This window comes from Microbacterium sp. NFH-22A-Y (assembly GCF_021401375.1).
Taxonomy (GTDB): domain Bacteria; phylum Actinomycetota; class Actinomycetes; order Actinomycetales; family Microbacteriaceae; genus Microbacterium; species Microbacterium hominis.
Window position 1 is genome coordinate 37652 of sequence record NZ_JACBGF010000003.1, and the last position, 13822, is coordinate 51473.

A 13822-nucleotide genomic window follows, 5' to 3' on the forward strand; every position below is an offset into this window, starting at 1 on the left:
ATGGCAAACATTCGTTCGGTTTGACGAACGCGCGTCGGCTCGTGATGATGGTGTCCATGGATGCCGGGAGCGCGCGCACTGCCGCCGAGCGCCGTGCGTGGCGCGAAGGCGTCGGCGTCGCGGTCGCCACGAGCGCCTACGGCGTGTCGTTCGGCGCCCTGTCCGTGGCCTCCGGGCTGGACGTGTGGCAGACGTGCCTGCTCAGCCTCGTGATGTTCACGGGAGGATCCCAGTTCGCGTTCGTCGGCGTCATCGGCGCCGGGGGAGTCGCCGCGGCCCCGGCGGCGATCGCCTCGGCCGTGCTGCTGGGGGCGCGCAACATCGCGTACGGTCTGCGGATGGCGCCGGTCGTCGGCTCCGGCTGGCGGCGCCTCTTCGCGCCGCATCTGACGATCGACGAGTCGACCGCCGTCGCGCTCGCCCACTCCGAGCCGCGGGCTCGTCGCATCGGGTTCTGGGTGACCGGTATCGGCATCTACATCGGCTGGAACCTCTCCACGCTCGCCGGCGGCCTGCTGGGCGACGTTCTCGGTGACCCCCGGGCGTACGGTCTCGATGCGGCCGCGGCCGCCGCCTTCCTGGCGTTGCTGTGGCCGCGCCTGCGCCGTCGGCAGGCGATCGCCGTGGGCGTCGCCGCGGCGGTCGTCGCGACCGCCCTGACGCCGGTGCTCATGCCGGGGATTCCCGTGCTGGTCGCCGCCGTCGTGGCGATCGCCGTGGGATGGACCAACGCGTTCGGCGAGAGGGCGAGGACATGACGCTCTGGACCGCGGTGCTCGTCGCGGCCCTGCTGTGCCTCGCCCTCAAAGCGCTGGGCTACGTCATCCCCGCGCGATGGTTCGAGGCTCCGCGTGCGCAGCGATCGATCGATCTGCTCACCGTGGCCCTGCTGGCTGCGCTGGTGGCGGTGCAGACGCTCGGCGTCGGCCAGCAGATCGTCGCCGACGCCCGGGTCCCGGCGGTCGTGATCGCGGCGGGACTGCTGATCCTGCGCGCGCCGTTCCTGGTGGTCGTGGTGGCCGCGGCGGTCGTCGCCGCGCTCCTGCGGGCGTGGGGACTGGCGACGTAGACTCGCCGGGTGAGAATCGCACGGATCGGCACGTGGGCGGTCGCCGCCGTCATCGGACTCGTCTACGGCGCCGCGGGGACGATCGGGCAAGCCGCCTCCTGGGGCGCCCTTCCCGTCGGGCTCGTCGTCGCCGTCATCGGCACGGGCGCGCTCCTTCTCGCCGTCCGTCTGCTCACCGGCGACCGGTGGGCGGGCCTGGCCACGGGGCTCGGCGTGCTGCTGACGACCCTGGCGCTGTCGGGTCGGGGACCGGGCGGATCGGTCGTCGTGCCCGCCCCCGCCGACGGGCAGCTGTCGACGGGGCTGATCTGGACCTTCGCGGTGCCCGTGATGGCGGCGATCGTCGTCGCCTGGCCGCAGCTGCCGGCATCCGCTCGGCGGACGGCCCCGCTTCACGACGACACCACGGGCACGAACTAGACTCAAGACGTGACATATGTGATCGCCCTGCCGTGCGTGGATGTGAAGGATCGTGCCTGTATCGACGAATGCCCCGTCGACTGCATCTACGAAGGCGAGCGTTCGCTCTACATCCACCCCGACGAGTGCGTCGACTGCGGCGCGTGCGAGCCGGTCTGCCCCGTCGAGGCGATCTACTACGAAGACGATCTGCCCGAGGAGTGGCAGGACTACTACACGGCGAACGTCGAGTTCTTCGAGGACATCGGCTCGCCCGGCGGCGCGGCCAAGGTCGGCGTGATCGCGAAGGACCATCCCGTGATCTCGGCCCTTCCCCCGCAGACGCACTGATGGCCGTCCGCGATCTCGACGACTACCCGTGGGATGCCGTCGCACCCTATGCCGCGCGCGCGAAGGCGCACCCCGACGGGATCGTCGACCTCTCCATCGGATCGCCCGTCGATCCGACCCCGGAGATCGTGGCCGACGCGCTGCGCGCAGCGACCGACGCGCACTCCTACCCGTTGACGGTCGGGTCGCCCGCGCTGCGCGAGGCGATCGTCGACTGGTACGCGCGTCGCCGCGGCGTTCCCGGCCTCACCACGCAGGAGGTCCTGCCGACCGTCGGGTCGAAGGAGCTGGTGGCGCTGCTGCCGCTGCTGCTCGACCTGGGGCCCGGCGACGTCGTGGTCCACCCCCGCGCGGCCTACCCGACGTACGAGGTGGGAGCGAAGCTCGTCGGCGCCTCGCCGGTCGCCGCCGACGACCCGGACGAGTGGCCCGAGGGCACGCGGCTGGTCTGGCTCAACACGCCCGGCAACCCCGACGGACGCGTCCTGGACGTCGACGCGCTGCGCGCGGCGGTCGAGCGCGGCCGTGCGATCGGTGCCATCGTCGTGAGCGACGAGTGCTACGCCGAGCTCGGATGGGACGGCCCGTGGGCCACGCAGCCGGTGCCGAGCATCCTCGATCCCCGCGTGGTCGGGTCAGACCGCCGCGGCATCCTGTCGGTGTACTCCCTCAGCAAGCAGTCGAACCTGGCCGGATACCGCGCCGCTTTCCTCGCCGGCGACGACGCGCTCGTCGCGCGGCTGCTGACGGCGCGCAAGCACCTGGGGCTCATGCTGCCGGCGCCCGTGCAGGCGGCGATGACCGTCGCGCTCGGCGATGACGCCCACGTCGCGGCGCAGCGCGAGCGCTACCGCGTCCGGCGCGACATCCTCCGTCCCGCGCTGGAAGCGGCGGGCTTCCGCATCGACCACTCCGAGGGCGGCCTGTACCTGTGGGCGACCGAGGGGGTGGATGCGTGGGAGTCGATGAGCCGCCTGGCGGAGCTCGGCATCCTCGCCGGGCCGGGACACTTCTACGGGGCCCACTTCCCGCAGCACGTCCGCTTCTCGCTGACGGCGAGCGACGAGCGCATCCGCGCCGCGGCTGCGCGTCTGCGCTGAGACCTTCGTAGCTTTCCTCCTACGGATTCCCGATTCCTTTGCGGTGGATCTGAGTAGGCCCGCGCGCCCAGTAGGCTGTAAAGGATCCCCCAACGACCGCAAGGAGGCTTCGTGAGCGACGCGGGAAACCCCCAGAAGGCCACGGTCACCGTCGGTGACCGCACCGCAGAACTGCCGATCCTCACCGGCACCGAAGGCGTGCCGAGCGTCGACTTCTCGACCTTCACGAAGCAGACCGGACATACGAGCCTGGACTACGGCTTCGTCAACACGGCGGCGACGAAGTCGGCCATCACCTTCATCGACGGCGACGAGGGCATCCTGCGCTACCGCGGGTATCCGATCGAGCAGCTGGCGAAGAACAGCACCTACCTCGAGGTGGCGTGGCTCCTGCTCTACGGCGAGCTGCCGACCGCCGACGAGCTCGCCGACTGGGACGACAAGATCCGCCACCACACGCTGCTGCACGAGGATCTCAAGCGCTTCTTCTCGTCGCTTCCGCACACCGCGCACCCGATGTCGGTGCTCTCGGCCGCCACGGCCGCGCTCTCGACCTACTACGAGGGGCAGTCCGACCCCAACAACCCCGAGCACGTCGAGCTCAACACGATCCGCCTGCTCGCGAAGCTCCCGGTCATCGCCGCCTATGCGCACAAGAAGAGCATCGGACAGGCCTTCCTCTACCCCGACAACTCGCTGAGCTTCGTCGACAACTTCCTGAAGCTGAACTTCGGCAACCTCGCCGAGGTGTACCAGGTGAACCCGGTGACCTCCCGCGCGCTCGAGCGGCTGCTGATCCTGCACGAAGACCACGAGCAGAATGCGTCGACCTCGACGGTGCGACTGGTCGGCTCGACAGGGGCCAACCAGTTCTCGTCGATCTCGGCGGGCATCAACGCCCTCTACGGCCCGCTGCACGGCGGCGCCAACGAGGCCGTGCTCGACATGCTCGCGCGCATCCAGGAGTCCGGCGAGAGCGTGCAGCGCTTCGTCGAGCGGGTCAAGAACAAGGAAGACGGCGTCAAGCTCATGGGCTTCGGACACCGCGTCTACAAGAACTACGACCCGCGCGCGAAGCTCGTCAAGGAGTCGGCGGACGAGATCCTCGCCGAGCTGGGCGTGCACGACCCGCTGCTCGATCTCGCGCAGGAGCTGGAGCAGGTCGCCCTGGAGGACGACTACTTCAAGGAGCGCCGGCTGTACCCGAACGTGGACTTCTACACCGGCGTCATCTACAAGGCGATGGGCTTTCCCACGCGCATGTTCACGCCGCTGTTCGCGATCGGGCGGCTCCCGGGATGGCTCGCGCACTGGCGCGAGATGCAGCACGATCCGCAGACGAAGATCGGCCGTCCGCAGCAGCTGTACGTCGGCGCGGCCGAGCGGGACTATCCCGGCGCACGCTGACGCGGCAGCCGGCGGACGCCTCGGCGGGATCCACTAGGGTCGAGCCATGTCGCGTCTGCTGGTCCGCCGTCCCTCGCCCCGCCTCGCCGACGGCGAGGTCACGCACATCGGTCGCACGTCGGTCGACGCCGGCCTCGCCCAGCGGCAGTGGGAGGCGTACGTCGACGTCTTCCGTTCGCGCGGTTGGCAGATCCAGGAGATCGCACCCGCGGACGACCAGCCCGACGGGGTCTTCGTCGAGGATGCGGTGGTCGTCTTCGACGACCTCGCGGTGCTGTGCCGGGCCGGCGCGCCGTCGCGCCGCGGTGAGGCGGCGTCGGTGCGGGATGCCCTGGCGGACACCGGACTGCAGACGGCCGAGATCGTGGCGCCGGGCACCCTCGACGGCGGTGACGTCCTGAAGGTCGGCCGGACCGTGTACGTCGGCGCGTCCGCCCGCACGAACGCGGACGGCATCGCCCAGCTGACCGCGCTGCTCGCCCCGCGCGGGTGGTCGGTGGTCGCGGTGCCGGTCGAGCGCGTGCTGCACCTCAAGAGCGGTGTGACGGCGCTGCCCGACGGCACGGTGGTGGGGTACGAGCCGCTCGTCGACGATCCGTCGGCGTTCCCCGTCTTCGAGGCGGTGCCGGAGGAGCACGGCACGGCGGTGGTCGTGCTCGGCCCGACGGAGGTGCTGATGTCGGCGGACGCCCCGGAGACCGCCGAGCGCTACGCCGCGCGCGGGCTGACGGTGGTCGCGACGCCGATCACCGAGTTCGAGAAGCTCGAGGGCTGCGTGACGTGCCTCTCGGTCCGCATCCGCGACTGAACGGAATCGGAGCCGCGCAACGGATGCGGTCGGCGCGAGCCGCGGCATCCGATGCTGTCGTCGAACTCCGATTCTGCGACGCGGGTCAGTGCGCGATCGTCGCGGCGTAATCCGGCACGTAGTTCTGCAGTTCGCGCGGGGGCCGCTCATAGCCGCCGGAGGCGGGGCGCGGCGGGATGTCGATGGGAGCCCGCTCGACGTCCTCGTAGGGGATCTGCGTCAGCAGGTGGTGGATCATGTTGATCCGTCCGCGGCGCTTGTCCTCGTTGTCGACCTCGAACCACGGCGACTCGGGGATGTCGGTGTGGACGAACATCGTGTCCTTCGCGCGCGAGTAGTCCTCCCACTTCGTGATGGACAGGACGTCGTTGGGCGAGAGCTTCCACCGTCGCATCGGGTCGTCGTTGCGCGAGCGGAACCGCTTCTCCTGCTCCACGTCGGAGACGCTGAACCAGTACTTCTTCAGCAGGATGCCGTCTTCCACCAGCATCCGCTCGAAGATCGGCACCTGGTGCAGGAAGCGATGGTATTCGGCGTTGGTGCAGTACCCCATCACGTGCTCGACGCCCGCGCGGTTGTACCAGGAGCGGTCCATCAGGACGATCTCGCCGGCGGCCGGGAGGTGGGCGATGTAGCGCTGGAAGTACCACTCCGACTTCTCGCGCTCGGTCGGCGTCGGCAGGGCGACCACGCGGGTGACGCGCGGATTGAGGTATTGGGAGACGCGACTGATCGTGGATCCCTTGCCGGCCGCGTCACGCCCCTCGAAGATGACGACGATGCGCGCGCCCGTGGACTGGACCCACGCCTGCATGTCGACCAGCTGCGCCTGCAGCCGCTTCAGTTCGCGTTCGTACGGCTTCTTCGGCATCCGGTCGCTCATGACCAGATCGTAGCCGCCGCCGGCTCTCAGGCGTGCAGCGCCTCGTTGAGGGTGACCCCCACGCCCTCGCGGCGCACGGCCTCGACGGCGCCCGTGAGCGAGTTCCGCCGGAAGAGCAGGCTGTTCTGCCCCGACAGCTGCCCGCCCTTGACGACCGGGCGCGACCCGTCGTGCAGCGGCGCCTCGTTCGAGAGCACGATCTTGGTGCCCGCCGTCACGTAGAGGCCGGCCTCGACGATGCAGTCGTCGCCGAGGGAGATGCCGATGCCCGCGTTGGCGCCCAGGAGCGTCCGCGCGCCGATGGACACCCGGTGGGTCCCGCCGCCGGACAGGGTGCCCATGATCGACGCGCCGCCGCCGATGTCCGAGCCGTCGCCCACGACGACGCCCTGCGAGATGCGGCCCTCCACCATGGACGCGCCGAGGGTGCCGGCGTTGAAGTTGACGAATCCCTCGTGCATGACCGTGGTGCCGGGGGAGAGGTACGCGCCGAGGCGCACCCGGGAGGCGTCCGCGATGCGTACGCCCGGCGGCGTGACGTAGTCGAGCAGGCGCGGGAACTTGTCGAGGCCGTGCACCTGGATGCCGGCGCGCTGCAGGGCCGGCCGGAGCCGCTCCGCATCGCCCGGATGCATGGGACCCGCGGTGGTCCACGCGACGATCGGCAGGTGCCCGAAGATGCCGTCGAGGTTGAGGTCGTTGGGCGCGACGACGCGGTGCGACAGTGCGTGCAGGCGCAGGTACGCATCGGGCGTCGAGGCGGGCGCCGCATCGAGGTCCACCGCGATGGTGACGAGCTCGACCCCGACCGCGCGGCGCTCGTCGGGCTCGGCGAAGGAACCCCACGTCGCGGCGGCCGCCGCGACGTCGGCGTCGGTGGGAGCGCCGAGGCGCACCTCCGGGAACCAGGTGTCCAGCACCGTCCCGTCGCCGCTCGTCGTCGCCAGGCCGATGCCCCATACCGTCCGCTGCTCACTCATGCGTCCAGGCTATCGAAGCGGCGGGCCTCGATAGACTCGGCCCATGCCCGTGCTCGATCTGTCCGCCTCGTCCGTCGACCTCACGCGCACGATCTGCGACATCCCGAGCGTCTCCGGCGACGAGGCCACGCTCGCCGACGCCATCTTCGCGGCGATCTCGCCCCTCGCGCACCTGGAGGTGTATCGCGACGGCGACACGATCGTCGCGCGCACCGATCTCGGACGCGACCGTCGGGTCGCGATCGCCGGGCACATCGACACCGTGCCGATCAACGCCAACCTGCCGACCCGCGACATCGAGGTCGACGGGCGGCCCCATCTCTGGGGCCGCGGCACGGTGGACATGAAGGGCGGCACCGCGGTGCAGCTCAAACTCGCCGCCGAGCTGATCGCGCCGCGCGTGGACATCACGTGGCTCTGGTACGACAACGAGGAGGTCGATTCCGACCGCAACGGCCTCACCCGTCTCGCCCGCACCCGCCCCGATCTCTTCGCCGCCGACTTCGCCATCCTGGGCGAGCCGTCCAACGGCCAGGTCGAGGGCGGCTGCAACGGCACGCTCCGCGCCATCGCCCGCACCCACGGGGTGCGCGCCCACAGCGCCCGCGCCTGGATGGGGGAGAACGCCATCCACCGTGCGGCGCCGATCCTCGCGCGCCTTGCCGAGTACCGTCCGCGGGAGATCGCGGTCGACGGGCTCGTGTACCGCGAAGGGCTCAACGCCGTCCGCATCTCGGGCGGCGTCGCGGGCAACGTCATCCCCGACCTGTGCGAGGTCGAGGTGAACTTCCGCTTCGCCCCGAGCCGGAGCGTCGCGGATGCGGAGGCGCACGTGCGCCGCGTGCTGGAGGGCTTCGACGTCGAGATCGTCGATGCCGCCGCCGGCGCGCGGCCCGGGCTGGATGCGCCGCTCGCTCAGGAGTTCCTGGCGGCCGTCGGCGCCGAGGCCCGGCCCAAGTACGGCTGGACCGACGTGGCGCGCTTCGCGGCGCTGGGCGTGCCGGCCGTCAACTACGGCCCGGGCGATCCGAGCCTCGCGCACCATGACGAGGAGCGTGTCTCCTACGCGCAGATCGAGGACGTCGAACGTGGGCTGCGCGCGTGGCTGAGCGCGCCCTGACCGACGCCGGGGTACCGGCGCGCGGATGGTCGCCCGTCGACCGTCTCGGCAGGCTCCGGCCCGCTCTGGCGGTGGCCGTGGTGTACGTCGCGGCGCGGGTCGTCACGACGGTGTTCCTGGCGATCGCGGCGGAGCTGTCGGGTCCGACCTCGCGGTTCGGGGCCGACGCGAACATCGGCACGCTGTCGATGGGGTGGGACGCCCAGTGGTACTGGGTCGTCGGCACGGCGGGCTATCCCGATCAGCTCCCGGTCGATGGAACCGGGCACGTCATGCAGAACGCGTGGGCGTTCATGCCGCTGTACCCCGCGCTCACGCGCGCCCTGTCGGTCGTGCTGGGCGGCAACTACCCGCTCGCCGCCGTCGTCCTCGCGATCGTCGCCGGCTACCTCGCCTGCCTGGTGCTCTTCCACCTGCTCCGCGCACGGATCGACGCGGCGGCGGCGCTGTGGGCGGTCGCGCTGCTGGCGGCATCCCCGCTGGCGGCCCTCTTTCAGATGGGCTATGCCGAGTCGCTCTTCCTGCTCTGGCTGTTCCTGGCTCTGCGGTGCCTGCAGCTGCGGCGGTTCGGATGGCTGTACCTGCTGATCCCGGCGATGGGCTACACCCGCCCGGGGGTGCTCGCGTTCGCCCTCCTGCTGGGCGCCTACGGGGTGTACCGGTGGGTGCGGCGGCGCACCGACCCGCTCGCCGCCGTCGAGGTCGTGCACATCGTGCTGCTGGGTCTTCTCGCCGTCGCGGTCGGCTTCTCCTGGCAGTTCATCGCCGGCGTCGTCACCGGTGACCCGAGTGCGTACATGGAGACGGAGCTGTCGTGGCGGCGCGGCTGGATCGGCGAGGGCGGCTTCGTCCCCTTCGACGGGTTCGTCCAGGCGGCGGCCCTGTGGTTCCGGCTGTGGGGCCTGCCCGAGCTGCTCGGCTACATCGCACTCGTCGTGGCGGTCGTGGCCGTCGCGGCGCTGCTGCTGTTCGAGCCGCACGTGCGCCGTCTGGGCGTCGAGGTGCGGCTGTGGTCCGGCGCGTATCTGCTGTACCTGCTGCTCGTGTTCTTCCCGCAGTCGAGCATCTTCCGACTGCTCCTGCCGCTCGCACCGCTCTACGGAGCGCTGGCGCTGCCGCCGCACCGGCTCTGGCGTGTGGGGATGCTGGTGCTCGGTCTCGTCGGCCAGTGGTGGTGGATCTACCAGATGCTCGCACTCGGGAACACGTACACACAGATCCCGTGAGAATGACGCCGCGGCACGCCGCGTTCGGCCACTGTCTCGGCTTACCGATAAACTTGACAGGTAGTCCGATGACGAAAAGGAGCCCGCGATGGCAGCCATGAAGCCGCGAACCGGTGACGGACCGATGGAGGCCGTGAAGGAGGGGCGCCTGATCATCGTGCGCGTTCCCCTCGAGGGCGGCGGTCGACTCGTCGTCTCGGTCAATGACGAAGAGGCCAAGGAACTGCACGGCGTGCTCGGCGGCGTGGTCGGCGCGGCCTGAGTTCCTCCGATACGAGAGAAGGGTCGGTCTTCGGACCGACCCTTTTCCGTCCCCCGGTGCCGGACCGCGCGCTCAGCGCGCGTCGGCGGCGACGGTCGTCAGCTGCAGGAGCCCCTCGCCCACGATCGACAGCGCGCCCAGCACGGCGGGGGAGGACTGGGTCTCCTGGATGAGGGTGCGGAACGCGGTCGTCACCGGGTCGCGACGCACGGGGTCGGCGACCGCTCCGCCGGCGAGCACGCGCGGGATCAGCACGGTGCCCCCGGCCCGCACGAGGCGCAGGCCGTGCTCGACGTGGTCGATGACGCCTTCCGGATCGGCATCCACGAGCACGATGTCGTAGGACGCCTCGTTCATGCGGGGGAGGACCTCCGTCGCCCGTCCGGCGATGAAGCGCGCGCGTGCTGGCGGGACCTTCGCATCCGCGAAGGCGACGCGGGCGGCGGCGAGATGCTCCGGCTCCTTGTCGATCGTCGTCAGCGTCGCCCGGGGGGCGCCGTGCAGCAGCCAGAGGCCGGAGACGCCGGCCCCCGTGCCGATCTCGACGATGTTGAGGGCGGCGGTCGTGGCGGCGATGACGGCGATCTGCGCGCCGACGGCGGGGCTGATCGGATCGGCGCCGAGCTCGAGCGCGTGTGCACGGGCGCGCTCGATCGCCTCGGGTTCGACGGTGATCTCGTCGACGTACCTGCGGATCGCGTCCTGATCGGCCATGTTCATCCTCCGCCCCCAGCGTACGGTGCCGGTCGCGTCGCGGCGGGCAGGCGCACGGGTAACCTGGAGTCATGTTCTTCGGCCTCGACTGGGACAAGCTCGTCCTGATCCTGATCGTGGCCGCCCTCCTGGTCGGACCCGAGCGGCTGCCGCATTACGCCGAGACGCTCGCCAAGCTGACCGTGCGCGCCCGCGAGTGGCTGAGCGGTGCGAAGACGCGCGTCAAGGACGAGCTGGGCGAGGACTTCGACGACGTCGAGTGGCGCAAGCTCGATCCCCGCCAGTACGACCCGCGCCGCATCATCCGCGACGCGCTCCTCGACGACGCTCCGGTTCCCGCCGTCCGCGCGGCCGCCGTCGGCACGGCGATCGCCGCCACCTCGCCGACGCCGCTCACCCCCGCCTTCGATCCCGAGCTCGACGTCCCCTACGACGACGAGGCCACCTGACCGGCCGGCCGCTCAGCGCAGGGTGAGCGGCAACGATCTGCCGGCGAGGCCTCGCGGAGCGCGCGCCAGAGCGTCGGCCACCGCCGTGATGGCCCGCGCGGCGGGATCGTCCGGATCGGCGACCACGATCGGCACGCCCTCGTCGCCGCCGCGGCGCAGCCCCACGCTCAGCGGAACGGAGGCGAGCAGCGGCACGTCGTGTCCGCCGCCCGACAGGGATGCCGCGACCGCCGCGCCGCCGCCGGCGCCGAACAGGTCGAGCACGCTGCCGTCGGGGAGCGTCATCGCGGCCATGTTCTCGACGACGCCGATGACGCGCTGCCCGGTCTGCGCCGCGACGAGTCCGCTGCGCACCGCGACGTCGGAGGCGGCGGTCTGCGGCGTCGTGACGACGAGGACCTCGGCGTGGGGGAGCAGCTGGCCCACCGAGATGGCCACGTCTCCCGTTCCCGGGGGCATGTCGATGAGGAGGATGTCGAGGTCGCCGAAGTAGACGTCGGTGAGGAACTGCTGCACGGTGCGATGGAGCATCGGCCCGCGCCACGCGACCGCCGCCGAGACCGGTTGGTCGCGCGGCAGGAACATCCCGATGGAGATGGCCTTCACGCCGAAGGCCACCGGCGGGAGCATGAGGTCGTCGATCCGGGTCGGCGCGGGCGGGCGACCCTCGGCATCCACGAGACCCAGCAGCGCCGGGATCGAGAAGCCGTGCACGTCCGCATCGATGAGACCGACGGCGAGACCGCGGGCGGCCAGGCCGACGGCGAGGTTCGCCGTGAGACTCGACTTTCCCACGCCGCCCTTGCCGCTGGTGACCGCGATGACGCGGGTCAGCGAGTCGGGGCCGAACGGCATGGTGCGCGCCGCGCGGCCTCCGCGCAGGCGCGCCGTGAGCTCCTGGCGCTCCGCGGGCGTCATGACCCCGACCGCGATCTCGACGGTCGCGATGCCCGGCACGCTCGCCGCGGCGGATCGCACCTCGCGCTCGATCCGGTCGGCGGCGGGGCAGCCGACGATCGTCAGCGCGATCCCGACGTCGGCGCGGTCGCCGACGACGCGCACATCTCGCACCATGTCGAGCTCCGAGAGCGGACGGCGCAGCTCGGGGTCCATGACCGCCCCGACCGCGCGCTGCACGGCGTCGCGGCGGAGCGCGTCCGGATCGTCGTGCGCCTGCGGCGCCGTCATGAGGGCTCGGGGGCCGTGCCCGGGGTCGACGGCGACGTCTCGCGCGACTCCTCGAGCGACTCGAGCAGCGCCTTGAGCTCCTGACGCAGCACGTCGCGGGTGACCACGTGCTCCGAGACGTCCGTCATCGCCATCCGCAACGCGACGACCTCGCGCGCCAGGTACTCCGTGTCGGCGAGATTGCGCTCGGCGCGCTGGCGGTCCTGCTCGATCTGGACGCGGTCGCGGTCGTCCTGCCGGTTCTGCGCGAGAAGGATCAGCGGGGCCGCGTAGGAGGCCTGCAGCGACAGGATGAGCGTCAGCAGCGTGAAGTTGTTCTCCGCCGCGTCGAATTGGATGTCGCGCGGCATCACCGAGTTCCACCACAGCCACACGATGACGAACACCGACATGCCGATGAGGAAGCCGGAGGTGCCCATCGCCCGCGCGAACGCCTCCGAGAACCGGCCGAACCGGTCGCGCGAGGGCTGGGGCGTGCGGTTGAGCATGCCGGCGCGCCCGCGCGGCGCGTCCAGCGAGGGGATGCGGCGGTCTTTCGCCTTGGCCATCAGGGCCTCCTCGGGATCGTCGCGGTGGTGGCGGGGACGACGAGCGGATCGTCGGTGCCGTCATGGGAACGCCAGTCCTCCGGCAGCAGGTAGTCGAGCACGTCGTCGACGCTCACGGCGCCGACGAGCCGATGCGCCGGGTCGACCACCGGCAGGGAGACGAGGTTGTAGCTCGCGAGCAGGCGCGCGACCTCGGCGGCGGAGGCGGTCACCGGCACGGGATCGAGCGTGTCGTCGATGATGGCGCCGAGCCGTTCGTGCGGGGGATAGCGCAGCATCCGCTGGAAATGGACGGTTCCCAGCAGCCGGCCGGTCGGTGTCTCGTACGGCGGAAGGGTGACGAAGACGGCCGCCGCGAGGGCGGGGTGCAGCTCGTGGCGGCGGATGAGCGCGAGCGCCTCGGCCACGGTCGCATCGGCCGACAGCACGATCGGCTCGCTCGTCATCAGACCGCCGGCGGTGTCGGGCCCGTACTTGAGCAGGGCGCGGACGTCTTCCGCCTCCTCGGGCTCCATCAGCTCGAGGAGCTCCTCACGCTGGTCCTCGGGCAGCTGCGCGAGGACATCGGCGGCGTCGTCCGGCTCCATCTGATCGAGGATGTCCGCGGCGCGCTCATCGCCGAGCGCCTCGAGGATGTGGACCTGCTCGTCCTCCGGCATCTCCTCCAGCGCGTCCGCGAGACGGTCGTCAGACAACTCCTCGGCGACCTCGAGCAGCCGTTCCTCGGGAAGGTCGAGGAGTGTGTTGGCGAGGTCGGCGGGCTTGAGCTCCGAGAACGTCGCGACGAGCTGCTCGGCGGACTGCGCTTCGCCGGGCACGGCCTGCTCGCGGACGTCGCCCCAGTTGGCGAAGGTCGTCGGACCCTTCGCGAACGGGGAGGCGCTCGTCCGGGGCTTGCGCAGGAAGAGCTGCCCGATGTCCCACTCGCCGAGGCGGTTGCGCTCGATCGCCGCGTCCTCGATGACGGCGTGGCCGGAGCCGTCGGTGAAGTACACCTTGCGCCCGAGCATCTCGCTCATCACGCGCACCTCGCCGCCGCGCTGCTGGAAGCGGCGCACGTTGATGAGGCCCGTCGTGATGACCTGTCCGGACTGGATCGAGGTGACGCGTCCGATCGAGAGGAAGACGTGCCGACGCCCGGGGATCTCGACGACGAGCCCCACGACACGCGGCGGGTCGTCTTTTCGGTAGATGACGACGACGTCCCGGACCTTGCCGAGACGATCGCCCGCGGGGTCGAAGACGGTGCAGCCCACCAGCCGTGCCACGAAAACCCTCTGCGTACTCACTCGACCAGCGTAGTCCGCGCGCCCTCCGC

At 71.1% G+C, this 13822-nt stretch carries 17 protein-coding genes; 11 read left to right on the forward strand and 6 right to left on the reverse strand.

Features of this window, described 5'->3' with window-relative positions; all coding sequences use genetic code 11:
- Nucleotides 1–56 precede the first annotated feature (56 nt).
- The 7 genes from L0965_RS11135 to ddaH all read left to right on the forward strand — a co-directional run bounded on the left by L0965_RS11135 (nt 57) and on the right by ddaH (nt 5134).
- Entirely contained in the window at nt 57–758 is a 702-nt protein-coding gene (locus L0965_RS11135) for an AzlC family ABC transporter permease (protein ID WP_101307210.1), read from the forward strand.
- The gene (locus L0965_RS11140; protein WP_101306061.1) at nt 755–1069 is read left to right on the forward strand and encodes an AzlD domain-containing protein; all 315 of its coding nucleotides are present in this window, start codon (nt 755–757) and stop codon (nt 1067–1069) included. Before L0965_RS11135 ends, L0965_RS11140 begins: the two co-directional genes overlap by 4 nt.
- 9 nt (nt 1070–1078) lie before the next feature.
- The gene (locus L0965_RS11145; RefSeq protein WP_060960153.1) at nt 1079–1489 is read left to right on the forward strand and encodes a hypothetical protein; all 411 of its coding nucleotides are present in this window, start codon (nt 1079–1081) and stop codon (nt 1487–1489) included.
- Nucleotides 1490–1498: 9 nt separating this feature from the next.
- Nucleotides 1499–1819 carry a ferredoxin gene (gene fdxA, locus L0965_RS11150; RefSeq protein ID WP_060960154.1) on the forward strand — a complete coding sequence of 107 codons (321 nt, stop codon included), beginning with the start codon at nt 1499–1501 and terminating at the stop codon, nt 1817–1819.
- A complete protein-coding gene (gene dapC / locus L0965_RS11155) occupies nt 1819–2919 on the forward strand; it encodes a succinyldiaminopimelate transaminase (protein WP_101306062.1) in 1101 nt (366 codons plus the stop codon). The genes fdxA and dapC overlap by 1 nt, the downstream gene beginning before the upstream one ends.
- A gap of 111 nt (nt 2920–3030) precedes the next feature.
- Nucleotides 3031–4326 (forward strand): citrate synthase, encoded by a 1296-nt coding sequence (locus L0965_RS11160; protein WP_060960156.1) that lies wholly within the window; start codon nt 3031–3033, stop codon nt 4324–4326.
- 46 nt (nt 4327–4372) lie between these two features.
- Nucleotides 4373–5134 carry a dimethylargininase gene (ddaH, locus tag L0965_RS11165; protein WP_101306063.1) on the forward strand — a complete coding sequence of 254 codons (762 nt, stop codon included), beginning with the start codon at nt 4373–4375 and terminating at the stop codon, nt 5132–5134.
- An 85-nt stretch (nt 5135–5219) separates the two neighbouring features.
- Here the strand turns inward: ddaH and ppk2 are convergent, their stop codons facing one another.
- A complete protein-coding gene (gene ppk2 / locus L0965_RS11170) occupies nt 5220–6005 on the reverse strand; it encodes a polyphosphate kinase 2 (RefSeq protein WP_060960201.1) in 786 nt (261 codons plus the stop codon).
- 38 nt (nt 6006–6043) lie between these two features.
- Nucleotides 6044–6997, reverse strand: a complete 954-nt coding sequence (gene dapD / locus L0965_RS11175; RefSeq protein ID WP_101306064.1) for a 2,3,4,5-tetrahydropyridine-2,6-dicarboxylate N-succinyltransferase — start codon at nt 6995–6997, stop codon at nt 6044–6046.
- A gap of 43 nt (nt 6998–7040) precedes the next feature.
- Between dapD and dapE the strand changes: the two genes are divergently transcribed.
- The 3 genes from dapE (at nt 7041) to L0965_RS11190 (ending at nt 9605) form a co-directional block, all read left to right on the forward strand.
- On the forward strand, nt 7041–8117 hold the full coding sequence (gene dapE, locus L0965_RS11180) for a succinyl-diaminopimelate desuccinylase (RefSeq protein ID WP_060960202.1): 1077 nt from the start codon (nt 7041–7043) through the stop codon (nt 8115–8117).
- Complete coding sequence (locus L0965_RS11185; RefSeq protein ID WP_101306065.1) at nt 8099–9343, forward strand: hypothetical protein; 1245 nt, start codon at nt 8099–8101, stop codon at nt 9341–9343. The genes dapE and L0965_RS11185 overlap by 19 nt, the downstream gene beginning before the upstream one ends.
- Before the next feature lie 88 nt (nt 9344–9431).
- Nucleotides 9432–9605 (forward strand): DUF3117 domain-containing protein, encoded by a 174-nt coding sequence (locus tag L0965_RS11190; RefSeq protein ID WP_082734206.1) that lies wholly within the window; start codon nt 9432–9434, stop codon nt 9603–9605.
- A 72-nt stretch (nt 9606–9677) separates the two neighbouring features.
- Here the strand turns inward: L0965_RS11190 and L0965_RS11195 are convergent, their stop codons facing one another.
- Nucleotides 9678–10319 (reverse strand): O-methyltransferase, encoded by a 642-nt coding sequence (locus L0965_RS11195; RefSeq protein ID WP_060960160.1) that lies wholly within the window; start codon nt 10317–10319, stop codon nt 9678–9680.
- A gap of 71 nt (nt 10320–10390) precedes the next feature.
- Here L0965_RS11195 and L0965_RS11200 point away from each other — a divergent pair, with 71 nt between their 5' ends.
- The gene (locus L0965_RS11200) at nt 10391–10768 is read left to right on the forward strand and encodes a hypothetical protein (RefSeq protein WP_060960161.1); all 378 of its coding nucleotides are present in this window, start codon (nt 10391–10393) and stop codon (nt 10766–10768) included.
- Nucleotides 10769–10780: 12 nt separating this feature from the next.
- On the opposite strand, the gene L0965_RS11205 is transcribed toward L0965_RS11200, so the two are convergent.
- Genes L0965_RS11205 through L0965_RS11215 form a run of 3 tightly spaced genes read right to left on the reverse strand, consistent with a single transcriptional unit; the run spans nt 10781 to nt 13793 of the window.
- Entirely contained in the window at nt 10781–11956 is a 1176-nt protein-coding gene (locus L0965_RS11205) for an Mrp/NBP35 family ATP-binding protein (protein ID WP_101306066.1), read from the reverse strand.
- Nucleotides 11953–12504: a DUF1003 domain-containing protein gene (locus tag L0965_RS11210; protein ID WP_101306067.1), complete on the reverse strand. Its 552-nt coding sequence runs from the start codon at nt 12502–12504 to the stop codon at nt 11953–11955. Before L0965_RS11210 ends, L0965_RS11205 begins: the two co-directional genes overlap by 4 nt.
- On the reverse strand, nt 12504–13793 hold the full coding sequence (locus tag L0965_RS11215; RefSeq protein WP_060960164.1) for a magnesium transporter MgtE N-terminal domain-containing protein: 1290 nt from the start codon (nt 13791–13793) through the stop codon (nt 12504–12506). Before L0965_RS11215 ends, L0965_RS11210 begins: the two co-directional genes overlap by 1 nt.
- Nucleotides 13794–13822 lie beyond the last annotated feature (29 nt).